The following is a 16,278-nucleotide window of genomic DNA, read 5'->3' on the forward strand; positions in this document are numbered from 1 at the left end:
GTTTTTTCATGAGCGCGCAGCTCAGTGACGCGGCGGAGTTCACCGAACTCGAATCCGCGGCGATGACCGCCGCCCTAGGCGCCGCCCGCGAAGGTTTTCGTGGCGCGAATCCGCTGGTGGGGGCGGCAATCCTGACCGCCGACGGCCAGATCGTGACCGGTCACCACGGAGGTGCGGGAACGCCCCACGCCGAGGTGGACGCCATCACCACCGCCCACGACCTCGACATCGATCTGACCACCTCGACGCTGTTCGTCACGCTCGAGCCCTGCGCCCACCACGGCCGGACCGGACCCTGCACCGAGGCGATCATCTCCGCCGGAATCACCTCCGTCGTCTTCGCCGCTGCCGACCCGAATCCGCTGGCCGCCGGCGGCGGGAACACCCTCGCCGAGGCGGGGCTCACGGTCCGCTCGGGACTGCACCGGGAGGACTCCCGCACACTCAATGCCCGCTGGCTCCGGGCCATGGCCGAGACCCGCCCGTTCGTCACGGTGAAGATCGCACAGAGCCTCGACGGGACCGTCGCCGCCGCCGACGGCACCAGCCGATGGATCACCTCGGAGCAGTCGCGGATGCATGCGCACGAGGTCCGGTCCCGCGTCGACGCCATCCTCGTCGGAACCGGCACCGCCGTGGCCGACGACCCGCGCCTCAATGCCCGGGGGCGTGACGGAATCGCGCTCGACGATCAGCCGCGGCCCGTTGTGCTCGGCACCTCCGACCTGCCGGTCACGTCGTTTCTCGCCCTCAACCCGAACACTCTCCATCTGCGCACCCACGATGTCCGGGAGGCGCTGGATCGGCTGCACGAGGCAGGGGTGCGCCACCTTCTCGTCGAGGGTGGGCCGACGGTGTCAGGCGCGTTCTTCGCCGCCGGAGTCGTTGACGAAGTCTTCTGCTACCAGGCCCCGATCCTCATCGGCCCCGGACGCAGCAGTGTCGAAGGCTTGGACATCGGCACCCTCGGGGAGGCCCTGCGGCTGGTCCCCGATGACACGGAGACACCGGCGATGTCGCAGCTCGGCCCGGACTTCTTACTGCACTTCGAGACAGCGGATCTGGAACCAGACGCATCCGAGGGCCCCGGTGGGTCTGCGCCGCCAGGGACCTGAATCCAGTTCTCACTGCGACACACGCCGCACTCCCCCAGCAAGCAGCATCGTCCACGCCCAGAAATCTTGGAGGCACATGTTCACCGGAATCATCGAAGGACTCGGCACCGTCGAGTCCATCGAATACGCCAACGATTCGGCCGCGATCACCATCGACGCCGGCCAGCTCGTCGCTGACCTCGACCTCGGCGGCTCGCTGGCTGTCAACGGAGTCTGCCTGACCTCGACGCGCCGTCCCGCCGCGCAGCGGCCGGGACTCTTCACCGCCGAGGTCATGGGTGAGACCCTGCGCCTGACCGGGCTCGGCACCCTGGCCACGGGCGACCGGGTCAACCTGGAGCGCTGCACTCCCGCCTCGGGGCGCCTCGACGGCCACGTCGTCCAGGGACATGTCGACGGGCGCGGCGAACTCCGCGACCGCATCGACCGCGCCGACTGGTCGACCCTGCGCATCGGGATCCCGAACGAACTCGCCCCGTTGACCGCGATCAAAGGCTCGATCGCCCTCAACGGGGTGTCGCTGACCCTGACGGCCGTGTCCGAACCGAGCGAACCCTCGGCGTGGGTGGAGGTCGGCCTCATTCCGGCCACTCTCACGCACACGACCTTCGGCGAGATGCCGGTCGGCGCGGCCGTGAACATCGAGGTCGATGTGCTCGCGAAGTACACCGCCCGCCTCCTGTCCTTCCGCACCGCCGTCGGTGACGACGCTGCCACCGCCGACGCGGTCCCCGCAGACTCGAGCCCCACCCCGGCGGGGTCACCCTTTTCGAACAGCACCCAGCAAGGAGTCGATCATGACTGATTCAGTCGCTCACGCCAGCCGCCTCGATCCCATCGATGCGGCCATCTCCGCCGTCGCCGCAGGCCGGCCCATCCTCGTCGTCGATGACGAGGACCGGGAGAACGAGGGCGACCTCATCATGGCCGCCGAGTTCGCCGATGCCGTAACGGTGGGCTTCTTCGTCCGGCACACCTCGGGCGTCATCTGCGCACCCATGACCGCCGACCGCGCCGCCGAACTTCGCCTGCCGCCGATGGTCGTCGACAACGAGGACCCGAAGGGCACCGCCTACACGATCAGCTGCGACGCGGTGGGTGTGACCACCGGAATCAGCGCCGCCGAACGCGCCGAAACCGGTCGTGTGCTGGCCGCCTCAGACCCGGATCCGGCGACGATCTCGCGGCCCGGGCACATCTTCCCGCTCATCGCGAAGGACGGCGGGGTGCGGGAACGCCCCGGCCACACCGAGGCCGGGGTCGAGTTCGCACGACTGGCCGGTGCGCAGCCGGTGGCGATGATCGCCGAGGTGGTCCACGACGACGGTTCGATGATGCGCTTCGACGCGGTCCGCGACTTCGCCGACGCCAACGACCTCGTCATGGTCTCCATCGAGCAGCTCACCGCCTACCTCGAAGAACGGGAGGCGGGTGCGTCGGTCAGAACCGACGCGACCGTGCCCTCGGCCGCGTCGTCGGACGCGTCGTCGACCGCGGATGATTCCGGCGCCGAGGCGTCCGCCTCGGTGACGGTTGCCGGTGCACCCGGTGAGGACGGATCGGTTGAAGCGACCGCGGAAGTGGCTCTGCCGACGGAGCACGGCCACCTGCGAGCCCGCGCGTTCACGATCAACGGCCATGACCACCTCGGCGTATTTGCAGGATCCCCGGATTCCGACGCCGACGGTCCGGCGCCTCTCGTGCGGCTGCATTCGGAGTGCCTGACCGGGGACGTCTTCGGTTCGCACCGGTGTGACTGCGGTGAGCAGCTCGACCTGGCGCTCGACCTCATCGCCGAATACGGTGGGGCGGTGCTCTACCTGACCGGCCACGAAGGGCGCGGAATCGGGCTGAGCAACAAGCTGCGCGCCTACGCTCTGCAGGATCAGGGACGGGACACCGTGGATGCGAATCGAGACCTCGGCTTCACCGATGATGCCCGCGACTACCATGCCGCGGCGACGATCCTGCGTTCGCTCGGGCTGACCCGTGTCCGCCTGCTCACAAACAATCCGGCGAAGACCTCCGCTCTCGAGGAGCTGGGCATCACTGTCGATTCGGTGGTTCCGCTCGAGGTCGCAGCGCGGCCGGAGAACACGCATTACCTGGCTACGAAGCGCGAACGCATGCACCATGTGCTCTCGCTCCCGGAGGTCACGGGTACGGCCGGCACCGGCGCGGGCACCGCCGGCACTGGCGCGGGCACCGCCGGAGCCGTCGCCAGCTGAATTCCGGACACGCCAGGCCCCACTGAAACCCGGGCGCACCCGGCTCCGCTGAACCCCGGCTGCACCCGGCCAGGCTGGAACCGAACAGCCCCTCGGGTGCGTCAGCTGCCTCGGCGAGCGCGCCCTGCTTCACCGACGAATCCATTTACGACACGAACCTGGCTCTGCGGAGCCCCGAACAAAGGACTCACTCATGGCTCACTCCGGAGCACCAGAACTCACCGTCGACGCAGCTGACCTGCGCGTCGCCGTCGTCGCCGCCTCCTGGCACACGCAGATCATGGACGGTCTCGTCGACGGAGCCCAGCGCGCAGCCGCCGAGGCCGGAGCCGACGCCACGCTCGTGCGCGTGCCCGGCAGCTTCGAACTGCCCGTCGCCGCCGCGCGCCTGGCACCGCATTTCGACGCGGTCGTCGCCCTCGGCGTGGTCATCCGCGGCGGCACTCCGCACTTCGACTATGTCTGCCAAGCCGCCACCGACGGTCTCAATCAGGTGGCCATCGACTCCGGCAAGCCCGTGGGCTTCGGCGTGCTGACCTGCGACACCGAGCAGCAGGGCATCGACCGTGCCGGGCTCGAAGGCTCTCAGGAGGACAAGGGGCATGAGGCGATGACCGCCGCCCTCGTCACCGCCCGGGCCCTCGCGCCTTACGGGCTGAGCGGCTGAGCGCGCTTCCTCACAAACAGTGGTCGCAAACGGATACTTCTCGGCTCCGAAAGTATCCGTTTGCGACCTCTGTTTGGCCTCAACTGTCCGATTGCGACCACCTTTTGGGCTCTGCCGTTTCTCGAGTCGGCTGGCCCCCGCGCTCCAGCGTCAGAAGAGCTGGCGGATGTTCGTCCGAGCGAGGTCGATGAGTTCGTCGCCCTTGCCCGAGAGCACCGTGCGGATGGCGTAGAGCGCGAAGCCCTTGGCCTGCTCGACGGTGATCGACGGCGGCATCGACAGCTCCTGGCGTTCGGTGACGACGTCGAGGACCGCAGGCCCGTCATAGGCGAGGAACTCACGCACGACTTTCGGCAGGTCCTTGGACTTCTCGACGCGGAAGCCCTTGATCCCGACCGCCTCGGCGATGGTGGAGAAGTCGGGGTTGTCGAGGCCCGTGCCGAACGTGACGAAACCGGCCGCCTTCATCTCGAGCTCGACGAAGTTGAGCGAGGAGTTGTTGTAGACGACCGTCTTGACCGGCAGCTTGTTCTGCGTGAGCGTGATGAGCTCACCGAGCAGCATGGCCAGTCCGCCGTCTCCGGCGAGCGCAATAGTCTGCCGGTCCTCGAACGCCGACTGCACGCCGACGCTCTGGGACAGGGCATTGGCCATCGAGCCGTGGCTGAAGGAGCCGATGAGGCGGCGCTTGCCATTCATCGTCAGGTAGCGGGCCGCCCATACGACCGGTGAACCGACGTCGGGGACGAAGACGGCGTCGTCATCGGCCATCTCGTCGATGAGTCGGGTCAGATACTGCGGGTGGATCGTCCGCTTCGACGGTGTGGCCAGTTCGTCGAGGTCCTTGCGGGTCTTCTGATAGTGCTTGGTCAGGGACTGCAGATGCGTGCTGCTGCGGTTGGCCTTGATCTTCGGCAGCAGCGCTTCGACGGTGTCAGCGACCGTTCCGACGAGCGGAATGTCGACTTTCGTGCGCCTGCCGATCTGGGATCCGCGCACATCGACCTGGATGACGGTGGCATCCTCGGGGTAGAACTGCTGGTAGGGCAGGTCGGTGCCGAGCATGAGCAGGGTGTCGCAGTCCTTGAGCGCGGCATAGCCGGAGGAGAATCCGAGCAGGCCGGTCATGCCCACGTCATAGGGGTTGTCGTATTCGACGAACTCCTTGCCTCGGATCGAGTGGACGATCGGGGCCTGGAGCTTCTCGGCGATGGCGAGCAGCTCATCATGGGCACCCTCCGTGCCGGCGCCGGCGAGGATCGTCGTCTTCTTGCCCTTGTTGAGCGCCTTCGCCGCGGCCTCGACCTGGGAATCCGCCGGGATCATGTGCGACGGATAGGCCTTGACCACCTCGGCGGCGGCATCGATATCGGTCAGGCCGACGTCACCGGGGATGACGAGGACGGCCACGCCGCGCTTCTCGATGGCTTCACGCATGGCGATGCGCAGCAGGCGGGGCATCTGCTCGGCCGAGGAGACGTTCTCGACGTAGACGCTGCAATCGCGGAACAGCTCGGTCGGGTGGGTCTCCTGGAAGTAGTTCGAGCCGATCTCGTCGCTGGGGATCTGCGCGGCGATGGCCAGCACGGGAACCCGCGAGCGCTGGGCATCGAAGAGCCCGTTGATGAGGTGGAGGTTGCCGGGCCCGCAGCTGCCGGCACAGACCGCGAGCTCACCGGTCAGGGCGGCCTCACCGCTGGCAGCGAAGGAAGCAGCCTCCTCATGGCGGACATGCACCCATTCGAGCTGAGGGTTGACGCGGAGGGCATCGGTGAATCCGTTGAGCGAGTCTCCCGGGATGCCGTAGACGCGTTTGACTCCGCTGGCCACGAGGGTATCGACGATGTTTCTGGCGACGGTGGGCATTGACTTCCTTCCGTTGAACCATGGCACCGGGGTGCATTCACAGCCCCGGCATGGGGCGGCCCCGCTCTCGGGACCTTGACCGCACTTTCAGTCTAGCCCCGGACTCCGCCGCCGAGGCTGTCCGATTCCTCACCCTTGACTGCGGGAATGCGCAGGGAGCATCCTCGCCGAGGTGGCCCATCGGAACGTCCGCAACTGCACTTGATCAGTGCCGAAGAACATGACAAGCGATTTTCCATGTCTCCGAAACGTGTAAACAATTCGGTCAATTTTTTACACGTTTCATAAACATGGCAATAGACTTGTCACATGTGGACACCGGCTGAGCCATACAATGAACTGCGAGAACCACCGGTTGAGAAACTGGAATCCCGAGAGGTCCTCAAAGCGACAACAGAGGCACGGGCCGCGCTAGCCGCGCTCGATCAGGCGGTGCACCGCCTACCTAATCCGTCGATACTGCTCAACGCGGTCACGCTGCTTGAAGCACAGGCGAGCTCGGAAATCGAGAACATCGTGACAACTACAGACGAGCTGTTCCAGCTTGCCTCGGTCGAGAGCACCCATGCCAACCCTGCAACACGTGAGACTCTTCGCTACAGGTCTGCACTCTACACAGGGATCGCCGCACTGGACTCTCTCCCCTTATCCACTATTACTGCGACACAGGTCTGTTCGAGCGTCAGCGGCCGAGATATGCGCATCCGCGATCTTCCCGCAGCATTCATTGGAGACCCGATCGCACACACCGTTCGGTACACTCCACCGGACGGTCCCAGCGTCATCGCCGACAAACTCGACGACTGGGAACGCTTTGTGCACGGAGAACACAAGCTCGACCCCCTGGTAGTCATGGCGGCAGCTCACTATCACTTCGAAGCCATTCACCCATTCCCGGATGGGAACGGTCGGACCGGACGAATTCTCAACATCCTCATGCTGATCGAATCCGAACTTCTGCGGGAACCGGTGCTGTATCTCTCCCGATACATCATCGAAAACAAGAATGAGTACTACCGACTTCTGCTCGAGGTCACGAGAGACTCGGCGTGGGCAGAGTGGATTCTCTTCATGCTCGAAGGAGTCCGACAGACAGCAAACCTGACACTTGATCTCATCGACAAGGTCCAAGCACTTCAGGAAGACTTCCGCTCGGAAATGAAAGCGAAGACGGCGATCGGCGCCGACTCCGACATGCTCGACCTTCTGTTCGAGCGCCCCTATTGCCGAATCGTTGATGTCATCGAACGCAGTGAGGTCTCTCGACCCACGGCTTCCAAATGGCTGAATGAGCTCGTGTCTCAGTCGATGTTGGACACCGTCAAAGCGGGCAGAGACCGTCTCTTCATCAACTCGCGACTGCTGAAAGTTCTATCTCGACCTGCCTGATCCCAACGATGCGAACGATCACGTCCGCGCCGACAGCACCGTTGCGAGAGTGAGCAGCCCGGCCATGGCCACAGCCATCATCGGGTACCCGCCGAGCACCCCGGCCAGCGCGGGACCGGCGACCGGGGCCAGGGCCGTACCGGCGGTGATCGGGGCGACGAAGACCCCGTTGATGGCCCCGTAGTTCGTCGTCCCCCACCGGTCGGAGACCGCCGTGGCCTGGAGCAGAGTCATGCAGCCGCGCACTCCGCCGCCGAGCATGGCAATGCCGATGAGCAGCCAGATCGGGCCGGGAACCAGGGCGAGCAGCCACAGGCCGGCCGCGCCCGAGGCGAAGAGGATGACTGTCCGCGACCGTGTCGACGAGTGCCGTTCCAGACTCGGGTAGCCGAATCGTCCGGCCACCTGTCCGAAGCCGACGAGCCCGAGGGCGATGGCGGCCAGACTGTAGTCGGCACCGCGTTCGATGATGAGCGGGATGATGTTGATCGTCACGGCGAAGAGGGTGAACGTGGCGATCGCAACGGCGATCTGCAGGGTGATGAAGCGCGGGTGTCGAGTGACTTGGCGCAGTTCGGCCCGGCTCGGCTTCACCGTGGATGCGGCCGCCTCGTCGGTCCAGGTGCGGTTGAGGAAGAACAGGTGCATCGGCAGTGCGAGGACGGCGAGCAGTCCGGCGAGCACACCGTAGGTTCCCCGCCAGCCGAGGCTGTCGATGAGCCAGGCGATAATCGGAGCGAAGACCGTCGAGGCGAGCCCGCCGACGAGCGTGATCGTCGTCAGCGGCTTCGTCCGCTCCGCCCCGTACCAGCGCGTGATGACAGCAAAAGCCGGCGGATAGAGCGTCGCTGCCTGGGCGAATCCGGCGAGGACCCAAGCTGCGAAGAACACGGCGAGGTTCGGCGCGATCGCGACGAGCCCGAGTGCGAGGACCCCGATGGCCGTGCCCGCGCCCATGATCAGCTGCGGGCCGTGCCTGTCGAGCATCCGCCCGACGCTGGGGCCCATGAGGGCTGAGACGATGAGTCCGACCGTCAGCGCCGCCGTCACCGTCGTGTGGCTCCAGCCCATATCGTCAGAGATCGGGGTGACCGCCACCGGCAGGGAGTAGTAGAGCAGTCCCCAGCAGACAAGTTCGGCCACGCACAGCGCAGCCAGTCCCCCGCGCGGCTTATCGGTCGTCATCGGTGACGTCGTCACTGAGACCGTCGCAGTCGTCGGGAGTCAACGTGCGTTTTCGTACGCCGCGTACAGTTCGAAACGAGATGCCCAGCCAGCCTGTTCAGGGTCAAGGCCCCTTCCCGAATCTATTCTCTTGATAATCGCCCAAAGGTTGCGAATCTTGAGTTGATAGAGCGAGTTCCAAAGTTCGACCTCCTCGTCTGTCGGAAGATGACCGCGGAACATCCGTGTAGGCAGCGTCCATACAAGTCGAAGTTGTCGCATGTGCCGGGCCATCTGGAACCTCGAGATGCCGCAGAAGAGAGGCCACAGAATGAGTGAAAGTGATCCCCTGACGAACCAGAGTGCTAGCCGAACGATCTTTACGATGAATACAGCCAGCAGATTGTCGCTCAGGCGACGCCTCCCGTCCCAAACTGATGCAAAGTCGGACCCGGCCTTCCGATAAAGGAGGCGAGAAGAACCAGCTGACCAGTAGTCTGCGAGGGGGAAAAGCAGTATGCCAAAAGCCAGATACGTATTGGCGACTCCTTCCCAGAAGCCCCCAATCAACCCATCTTCAAAGATTCGTAGGTACAAACCCCACCACATCATCACTGTGACAAGGAGGTGAAAAATTGCGGTCAGCCAGTAAACAGGTGGCAACTGTCTCATCGTGAAAGCTGTGCTTCTCAATGCTTCTTTTAACGAGGCTGCAACTGTCGACTTCACCGTGCGCTCCTGAGTGCTCCGTATTCAGTTGAGCATCATTCTTCCTCAAATACGGCTTCCATTGATCTCCAATCAGTAACTGGACATTCACGAGTCATGTGGCACAGATGACTCGCCGGCCGCGGTCCGCAGCCGGTTCAGTGCCATATCCCATGGGATGCGTTCCTGTTCGAGCCGGACATCGCCTTCGGCGCGGAGTCGGTCGAGGGCCCGCGCCTCGGTGCCGGTGAGATGTGCTAAGACGCCGGTGCTCGGCTTCGGTTCCGGCACCCACAGATCGCGGTGGGTCAGCAGTGTCGCTTCGTCCATGAGCACGGAGTCGACGGCGGGCAGGTGGCTGCGCAGTCGATTGAGGATCGCGAATCCGTGGGAATCCAAATCTCCCCAATAGATGATGTGCGCTCCGGCGATCCACTGCAGGCGAGCTGTCCCGTCGACGGCGTATCCGGAGCCGTGGACGGCGACGGCTCCCTGCCATTCAGGCATCGCGAGCACGGATTCGAGGTTCTCGAAGACGAAGACCACCCTCGGCGAAAGGGGCAGGCGACTGAGTTGGGAGATCGGTGCGGTGATGTCATCGAGATGCGTGTCGATGAGTGTTGAATCGAGGATGCGCAGGCGCAGTCTCGGTTCGGCGTCGAGGACGGACACGGCGTCGACCTGCCCGGTTCCGCCGAGCAGAGCAGTGACGAGACTGCGGTGCGTTTCGAACCATTTCGAGTCGACACCGCGGATGGGCAGCTGCCTGGGCCGCAGCGACCCGAGCCTGTGGGTGCGCAGCCAGTCGACGACGTCGACGGCGGTGACGAACGCGGCGTCGGACAAAGAGAGGATCCGCTTCGACTGGGACCGGATCGCCGCTGCCAGGGAGCTCCCGTCCTCGGTGTCCTCCGCATCTTCGTCGCCGATCGACGCAGTGTCGTTCGACTCAGCCCTGAACCGTTCTCGGATCAGCTGGGCTCGGTCACGCAGCTTGCGCCAATCGCGGGCGGCGTCGCCACCGACGAAGCCGGCGACTTCGTCGGGCGTGAGCAGACGCAGTCGGATAGGAACACGTTGGCGACCGACTCGGGCCCAGGTGCGGTCCTCCCAATCGATCTCGAGCCGCGAGGCGTCTCCTGCCTTGCCCTCGACCGCCCGCCAACTGCCAGCCCAGTCGGCGGCAGCAGTCTGATCGGAGAGCACCTGCTTCTCCGTCGGTGGTTTGAGGGCGATCTCAACACGCACCTCACCAGTTGCCTCCGCCGCCCACAAGGCCATGGACGAACTCAGGCGAGTACGTGCCTTCGTCCGAGCCTCGGCGACAGAGAGCATCGTCATTGGGCGTCCGAATCCTCAATCTCAAGCTCGACTTCACCGACCACACGGACACTCTCGGAACTGTCCGACCCCTTGGAATCACCTATCCCATCAGGTCCAGCCGGCTCCTCGCCCGCGCCATCGGCCGATACTGACTCCGAGTCCGACTCCGCTCCAGAAGCCTCCCCGCGCTCCGACTCATCCCACACCATCGTCGAGGTCAGGGTCTTCTGCCTGCTCGGATTCTCGATCGAGGTCGCCGCACCCACATAGGGTTCGATCGTCTGCAGCAGCTTCTGCGGAGTCGCCAGCACCATGTGGAACCCGAACTCGATGAAGATGTCGAGAGCCATCCGGGTATAGCGGGTGTCGGCCTTGTCGAAGGCCTCGTCGAGGATGATCGTGCCGTACTTCGAGATCGCCTCATCCGGGTCCGCCAGCTGATAGCGCAACGCTGCCGCCAGGCAGAAGATCACGAGCTTCTGCTGCTGACCACCGGACATCGCCGCACCCGAATCGTAGGTGGCATGTGCACGACCATGATCGTCGATCTCCTCGGCGAGGAAGCTCACGTGCAGGCGTGTGTCCAGACATTGGTTCTTCCAGACCTTGTCGACGTGCTCGCTGGACGCGAATCGGCGCATCACCTCGGCGAGGGTGTCGTACTTCCTCTCCGCAGTCTCCATATCGTCCTCACCCCAGCTGCCGCTCGCCACGAGGCGGAGATCGGCGATGAAGGCGTTGACGGTCTCGGACCGGCGGGTCTTGACCTTCAGCCGCAGGTACCGGTCCTCGTCGAACTGCGAGCGCAGCAAGGAGGAGTTGATCGGCGCGACCCGGTCCTCGATCTCCCGGGGAGCCGCATGGATCTCGTTGAGGAGTTCGCCGATGAGATCCCGGGACCGCTGCTGCAGCAGATCCCGGAACCGGTTCTCATGATCGGGCAAGCCGTGCGCGAGGATCTCATCGAGCATCGACAGGTAGGCGCGACGATCATCGACTTCGGCTGTGAGCTGGGACGATACTGACGGCCATGCGGCTTTGAACTCGGCGGCCAGCCGGGTCAAGGACTGCCCCGACCGACTTGCATCGGCTTGTGCGTGGTCCTTCTCCTCCTGCAGCACCTGCGAGACCTGCTGGCCCACCTCGGCGAGGTTCTCCCGCTTGATGCTGCGCTGGATCTTCCGGAACCGTTCGTCCAATTGTTCGCCGAGGAGGCCCTCGACTTCCGCCACCCGACCGGAGTTGACGTCGTCTTCGATCCGGCTGATGTTCGAGCGCAGACCCGTCGATTCCTCGTTCGCCCGGCGCAGGGCGTAGTCGGCCTCGTTCTTCGCCTTCTCGGCCGCGTCCTTGACTGCTTTCGCCTCACGTTCGGCGCCGATCGCCTGCTGCAGGTCACCGTCGGCATCTTCGAGCTCGGCCAGCTGCCGCTCGAGAGTCGCGACCTTCTCGGCCGCTCCGTCTCGGTCGACGTCGCGCCAGGACTGTTCGCGAATACCGGCGAGGATGCCGCGACGGCGGTGAGCCTGTGCGGTTTCGGCATCAGCCGCCGCGACCACCTGTTCGGCCGCGGCCAGTTCCGACTGAGCCTCCTTGAGGGATTCGACGAGGGCTTCGAGTTTCGCTTCGCGGTCGCCGAGGACCCATTGGCTGCGATCGTCGATGGCCCGCCGGTCGTCCTTCTCGTACCGGGTGCGTGAGGTCTTGACCTGGCCCTTGACGGTGACGGCGCGCGGATGGTCGTCGAGTTCGTCCGGGTGGTCGACACAGGCGAAGTCGAAGCGTTCGGACAAGGTGGTCCGGACCCAGTCGCCGAAGCCGGTGTCAGACACATGCACCTTGTTGACCAGCGACTTCTCACTGCCCACGGGGCGGGGGCTCGGCACTGAGTGCGGGATCTCCTCGAAGACGAGGCGTCCGCGGATGCGATGGGAATCCACCCAGGTGCGCATGGCCGAGAGGTTCTCCGAACGGACGAGGACGGTCAGTGCCATGGGGCGCAGCACCCGCTCGATGGCACCGGTCCACCGGGCCTCGTCGGGGTCGACTTCGATGAGTTCGGCCGCGAACGGCAGAGCCTTCTCGCTCAGCCCGGTGCCGGCGGCGAGCTCGGACCGGATCGCCATGAGGTTGTTCGGCACGGTCGAACCGGACCGCCGCAGCGATTCGATCTCCTTTTCGAGTTCGCGGACCTTCGCCCTCGCCTGGGAGAACCGGTCGTGATCGGCGTGGCTGGGTCCGGCGACCTGCGTGTCGTCGTCGAGGCTGGAGGCGATCTGAGCCTGCAGTTCGGCGAATTCGGCGGCAGTGGTCGGGGCGTGCTCGATGCCGGCCTGCTCAAGCTGACGAGCCAGCCCAGACCAACGGTCGGCGATGGCGCGGCGTTCGGTTTCGGCGGTGTCGATGCGCTGCTGAAGGTGTTCGGCCTCGGAACCACCGAGCTCCAAAGTGGCCCGTCGGGCCAAGTCGTATTCGTCGACGGCGGCGTCGAAGTCGCGTTTGGCGCGGTCGGAGGTGACTTCGAGTTCGACGATCTGTCTGGTCAGCGCCGAAAGGTCGGCGCGGAGGATATCGAGCTCGCGCCGCTTCTGGTACGGCAGCAGAGCTTCGCTGAGCGCGATCGACTTCGCGGCGATGTCGTTGGCGGTCTCGAAACGGGAGGCGGCTTCGCGCAGCTGTAGCAGATGATCGCGCTGTTTGCGCAGTTCGACGACATGGTCATGAGCGTCCTTGAGGTCACCGAACTGGGCGACGGCAGTCTCGGCGAGGTCGAAGGTCACCGGACTTTCGAGCATATGGTCTCGGAAGAGCCGGTCGAGGCTGTCCAGGCTCTTCGCCGACTGTGTCTTGTGCAGCAGCTGGAGTGCGGACTCGTCGGCCATGCCGAAGGTCTTGCGCATCCGTGCATAGAACTTCCCGTGGTGGCCGTTCGAAGTGACCACCGCATCCGGGTGGTCGGCCTTGAGTTTGCGGGTCTCGAGTCCGGAGCGCGCATAGTGCTGGAGGTCGGAGAGGTCGAGGTCCGCGCGCTCCAGAACGCAGGCGTCGGAGAGCTCCGTCGCCTTCGTGCCCGAACCCTTGATGAAGAAGAGTCGGGCCAACGACAGGGACTTGTCGCTGCCGTTGTCGTAGCGGAGGATGATTCCGCTCCAGGTGGCGCGCGGACGCAGGTACTTGCTGACGACCCGGTCCTCTTCGGAATCCGCGGTGCGAGTCCAGGCCCCGCGGACGTAGCTGACGAGGCTGCGCTGATCGAGGCGAGCGCCCGCGGTCTGAGCGGCGACGTTGAAGCGCAGCCACTTGTCCGGGGTGAGCACTGCGGCGATTCCGTCGAGCAGGGAGGACTTGCCCGAACCGGAAGGTCCGGTGATGAGGTGGCCTTTGTGGGAGACGGGGATTCGGTGGATGTCGGCGTCGAAGGTGCCCCAGTTCGCGATCTGGATCTCGCTCAGCCGCCACTGGCTGCCGACGTCGGGTCGGTTCGCCCCGCGAGCACGCGCCTGGTCCGCGACGAACGCCGCGTCGAGCGGGAAGAGTGCCTCTGTCACGCTTCGTCCTCCTCGGTGTCGGCGTCGATGTCGGTATCGACATCGGGTGCGTCGGTGTCGGTGTTGTCCACGACCGCCTCGGCGATGGAGTCCTCACCATCATCAGACTCGCCGTTATTGGTCTCACCAGTATCGCTCTCACCTGAGGCGATGCGTTCGTAGACGTCGATGAGCTCACGCACCCGGTCCTCGTCGATGAGGAACTTCACCATCGGAGAGACCTCGAACCGGTCTTCCCCTGCTTTGTGGAGCACGCGCAGGCGGTTGCTCATCCGCGACCATGCTCCGTTGAGGTTGCGCTGGAACGTCGATTCGTCGCCGGTGCGGTAGATCGCGAGTCTCTCGTAGACCTCTTCCCGATCGACGATGACGCGTTTCTCCCCCGGCGCGGCCAAGAGCAGCTGCCGCAGCACCAGCAGCATGGCGGTGTCGAGGAAGGTGAGGCGTTCGCTGCGCACTGCGGCGGGGGCGTCGATCTCGTCGGTGACGATCTTGCGGGTGAACGCGAACTCGTCGACCCGGTCGAAGACGAGGTCGAGGAACAGATCATGCAGTCGGGAACGGACGAGGCCTTCGTCGGCGACGAGGGCGGCCCACAGCTGCGGGCTCTGCGTCCCCGACACGTACGGTCCCTTGAGCAGTTCGAGCAGCACTCGGCGGGTTCGCTCTCCCAGCGTTCCGGTGTCACCGGACCACAGACCACTGGGGTTGTGGCTGACTTCGTCCGGGGTCGCCTCGGGGACGGGATCGGTGTGGCCGATGGAGCTCATAGGGTGATGCCTTCGGTGAAGTAGTGACGGCGGATGGCGGCGGTGCGGGCGATGCCGTCGACGCCGGCCCAGGTGAGGATTTCGCGGTTGTCGTGGTCAACGTGGCCGTACGTGCTGGCCAGGGACAGGAGGCCGACGACGCTGGCCAGGCCCTGGGTTGCGGGGAAGGTCTCGAGCACCTCGGCGACGGAGGCCTCATGGGAGGAGGTGACGACGGAGTTGATGTTCTCGGTGAGTTCGGCGAAGTCGATTTCGGATTCGCGGGCGACGGCGATGAGTTCGGCGAAGTCGATCTCGGAGTCGGTGGCCTCTCCGAGCTCGTCCCCGGCGTTGAACTCCTCGGGGTCGTGGAGGATGACCTCGCCGACGCTGCCCAGCGACACGCTCGAGAGTTCGAGGTCGATGCCGACCTCGTCGTAGGGCTTGAGCTCCTGCGACACGGGAGCGGCCGCGGCCAATCCTTCCTGCAGCAGAGTGCGCATGACGCGGTCGCGTTGGAATTCGTGGGAGTGGACGTAGCGGCGCAGGCCGCGGGCGAATTCGGTGAGGATGTCCGAGACCTCGTGGGAGCCGTCCTTCATCTGCCGCATCAGGGTGCGCAGGGACCGACGCGTGGCCAGCGACAGAGTGGCCGAGAAGTCACGGTCGAGAATGGCCGCGATGTCGTCGTCGAAGGCCGCGGACTGTTCGGGGTCACGGACGAGAGCGGCGAAAGCGGAGAAAGTACGGCCTTCATCGGAGGATTCGATGAGGTCGACGCCGCGGAAGACCTCGTCGAGGACTTGGGACTGAGAGTCCTCGGCGGCGAGGATCGAGACCCTCAGCTCCTGATTGAGCTCCTCGAAGCGGGCCCGCACACGGGCGAAGTCGGCAGGCAGACCCTGTGCCTGTTGGAGGATGTCGCCCACTCGTTCGTTCGCCCGCCGACGGTCGAGGACGACCGAGCGGGGGTCGCCGCGACGGACACGGGCGATCTCGGCGTCGATGCGGTCGCGTTCGGCGCGCAGAGAAGCCAGCCTCCGGGAGCTGTCCGGGTCGGTGTCGATGGCCAGCTGGCGTACGGATTGGGCGAGGCTGACCAGCCGGGATTCGGTGGCTGTCTGCGGTGGGGTGCGCAGCTGTTCGAGCATCCGGATGGCGTCGAACCCGGCTGCGGAGAGTTCGTAGGTCTCACCCCTCGCCCCGGTGGCGGGCCTGCGGACGAGGATCTCCGCACGTCGCCAGTCGTCGCAGTAGGCTTTCGCCGTGCGCAGTGAGAGGTCGAAGTGGTCGCGCAGCTCTTCGAGGTCGGCGTCGATGCTCTCGTGCAGGTCTTCCGTATTCATCCGGGTGCCGGGGCGGCCCAGGTGGGCATCGAGCGTGCCGGCCATGACGGCGAGGTTGTCTGCCCGGAGCATGCGCAGAGTCGCGTCGGACTCGATGAGTCTTCGATAGGCGAGCGCGGATGACAAGGCGGACATAGGGACTATTCTCAACGCCCGGGCGGGTGCGCGCCAATTC

At 65.2% G+C, this 16,278-nt stretch carries 12 protein-coding genes; 5 read left to right on the plus strand and 7 right to left on the minus strand.

All coding sequences use genetic code 11. From position 1 onward, the window contains the following. Positions 1-8: 8 nt before the first annotated feature. The 4 genes from ribD to ribH all read left to right on the plus strand — a co-directional run bounded on the left by ribD (position 9) and on the right by ribH (position 4,010). A complete protein-coding gene (ribD, locus tag FHG09_RS07470) occupies positions 9-1,115 on the plus strand; it encodes a bifunctional diaminohydroxyphosphoribosylaminopyrimidine deaminase/5-amino-6-(5-phosphoribosylamino)uracil reductase RibD (protein ID WP_227492619.1) in 1,107 nt (368 codons plus the stop codon). A 76-nt stretch (positions 1,116-1,191) separates the two neighbouring features. Continuing rightward, entirely contained in the window at positions 1,192-1,920 is a 729-nt protein-coding gene (locus FHG09_RS07475) for a riboflavin synthase (protein WP_152347015.1), read from the plus strand. Next, a complete protein-coding gene (gene ribA / locus FHG09_RS07480) occupies positions 1,913-3,343 on the plus strand; it encodes a GTP cyclohydrolase II (protein ID WP_152347016.1) in 1,431 nt (476 codons plus the stop codon). The genes FHG09_RS07475 and ribA overlap by 8 nt, the downstream gene beginning before the upstream one ends. A gap of 193 nt (positions 3,344-3,536) precedes the next feature. Beyond that, the gene (ribH, locus tag FHG09_RS07485; RefSeq protein ID WP_152347017.1) at positions 3,537-4,010 is read left to right on the plus strand and encodes a 6,7-dimethyl-8-ribityllumazine synthase; all 474 of its coding nucleotides are present in this window, start codon (positions 3,537-3,539) and stop codon (positions 4,008-4,010) included. A 150-nt stretch (positions 4,011-4,160) separates the two neighbouring features. On the opposite strand, the gene poxB is transcribed toward ribH, so the two are convergent. Next, positions 4,161-5,876, minus strand: a complete 1,716-nt coding sequence (poxB, locus tag FHG09_RS07490; RefSeq protein ID WP_152347018.1) for a ubiquinone-dependent pyruvate dehydrogenase — start codon at positions 5,874-5,876, stop codon at positions 4,161-4,163. Between the two features lie 309 nt (positions 5,877-6,185). Here poxB and FHG09_RS07495 point away from each other — a divergent pair, with 309 nt between their 5' ends. Beyond that, positions 6,186-7,265, plus strand: a complete 1,080-nt coding sequence (locus tag FHG09_RS07495) for a Fic family protein (RefSeq protein WP_152347019.1) — start codon at positions 6,186-6,188, stop codon at positions 7,263-7,265. 18 nt (positions 7,266-7,283) lie between these two features. Here FHG09_RS07495 and FHG09_RS07500 read toward each other — a convergent pair whose 3' ends face one another. The 6 genes from FHG09_RS07500 to FHG09_RS07525 all read right to left on the minus strand — a co-directional run bounded on the left by FHG09_RS07500 (position 7,284) and on the right by FHG09_RS07525 (position 16,238). Then, entirely contained in the window at positions 7,284-8,450 is a 1,167-nt protein-coding gene (locus FHG09_RS07500) for an MFS transporter (RefSeq protein WP_152347020.1), read from the minus strand. A gap of 39 nt (positions 8,451-8,489) precedes the next feature. After that, a complete protein-coding gene (locus FHG09_RS07505; protein ID WP_152347021.1) occupies positions 8,490-9,158 on the minus strand; it encodes a hypothetical protein in 669 nt (222 codons plus the stop codon). An 87-nt stretch (positions 9,159-9,245) separates the two neighbouring features. Next, entirely contained in the window at positions 9,246-10,478 is a 1,233-nt protein-coding gene (locus FHG09_RS07510) for a Wadjet anti-phage system protein JetD domain-containing protein (RefSeq protein WP_152347022.1), read from the minus strand. Beyond that, entirely contained in the window at positions 10,475-14,008 is a 3,534-nt protein-coding gene (locus FHG09_RS07515; protein ID WP_152347023.1) for an ATP-binding protein, read from the minus strand. The genes FHG09_RS07510 and FHG09_RS07515 overlap by 4 nt, the downstream gene beginning before the upstream one ends. Next, complete coding sequence (locus FHG09_RS07520; protein WP_152347024.1) at positions 14,005-14,778, minus strand: DUF4194 domain-containing protein; 774 nt, start codon at positions 14,776-14,778, stop codon at positions 14,005-14,007. The genes FHG09_RS07515 and FHG09_RS07520 overlap by 4 nt, the downstream gene beginning before the upstream one ends. Beyond that, the gene (locus FHG09_RS07525; protein ID WP_152347025.1) at positions 14,775-16,238 is read right to left on the minus strand and encodes a DUF3375 domain-containing protein; all 1,464 of its coding nucleotides are present in this window, start codon (positions 16,236-16,238) and stop codon (positions 14,775-14,777) included. Before FHG09_RS07525 ends, FHG09_RS07520 begins: the two co-directional genes overlap by 4 nt. Between the last annotated feature and the right edge of the window lie 40 nt (positions 16,239-16,278).

The sequence above is a fragment of the Brevibacterium sp. CFH 10365 genome (assembly GCF_009299785.1).
In the GTDB taxonomy this organism is placed as follows: Bacteria; Actinomycetota; Actinomycetes; order Actinomycetales; family Brevibacteriaceae; genus Brevibacterium; species Brevibacterium limosum.

Bases quoted from the DNA above. Each gene is read 5' to 3' on its own strand.
- ribD (WP_227492619.1), top strand. From the start codon at position 9: ATGAGCGCGCAGCTCAGTGACGCGGCGGAGTTCACCGAACTCGAATCC.
- FHG09_RS07475 (WP_152347015.1), top strand. From the start codon at position 1,192: ATGTTCACCGGAATCATCGAAGGACTCGGCACCGTCGAGTCCATCGAA.
- ribA (WP_152347016.1), top strand. From the start codon at position 1,913: ATGACTGATTCAGTCGCTCACGCCAGCCGCCTCGATCCCATCGATGCG.
- ribH (WP_152347017.1), top strand. From the start codon at position 3,537: ATGGCTCACTCCGGAGCACCAGAACTCACCGTCGACGCAGCTGACCTG.
- poxB (WP_152347018.1), bottom strand. From the start codon at position 5,876: ATGCCCACCGTCGCCAGAAACATCGTCGATACCCTCGTGGCCAGCGGA.
- FHG09_RS07495 (WP_152347019.1), top strand. From the start codon at position 6,186: ATGTGGACACCGGCTGAGCCATACAATGAACTGCGAGAACCACCGGTT.
- FHG09_RS07500 (WP_152347020.1), bottom strand. From the start codon at position 8,450: ATGACGACCGATAAGCCGCGCGGGGGACTGGCTGCGCTGTGCGTGGCC.
- FHG09_RS07510 (WP_152347022.1), bottom strand. From the start codon at position 10,478: ATGACGATGCTCTCTGTCGCCGAGGCTCGGACGAAGGCACGTACTCGC.
- FHG09_RS07520 (WP_152347024.1), bottom strand. From the start codon at position 14,778: ATGAGCTCCATCGGCCACACCGATCCCGTCCCCGAGGCGACCCCGGAC.
- FHG09_RS07525 (WP_152347025.1), bottom strand. From the start codon at position 16,238: ATGTCCGCCTTGTCATCCGCGCTCGCCTATCGAAGACTCATCGAGTCC.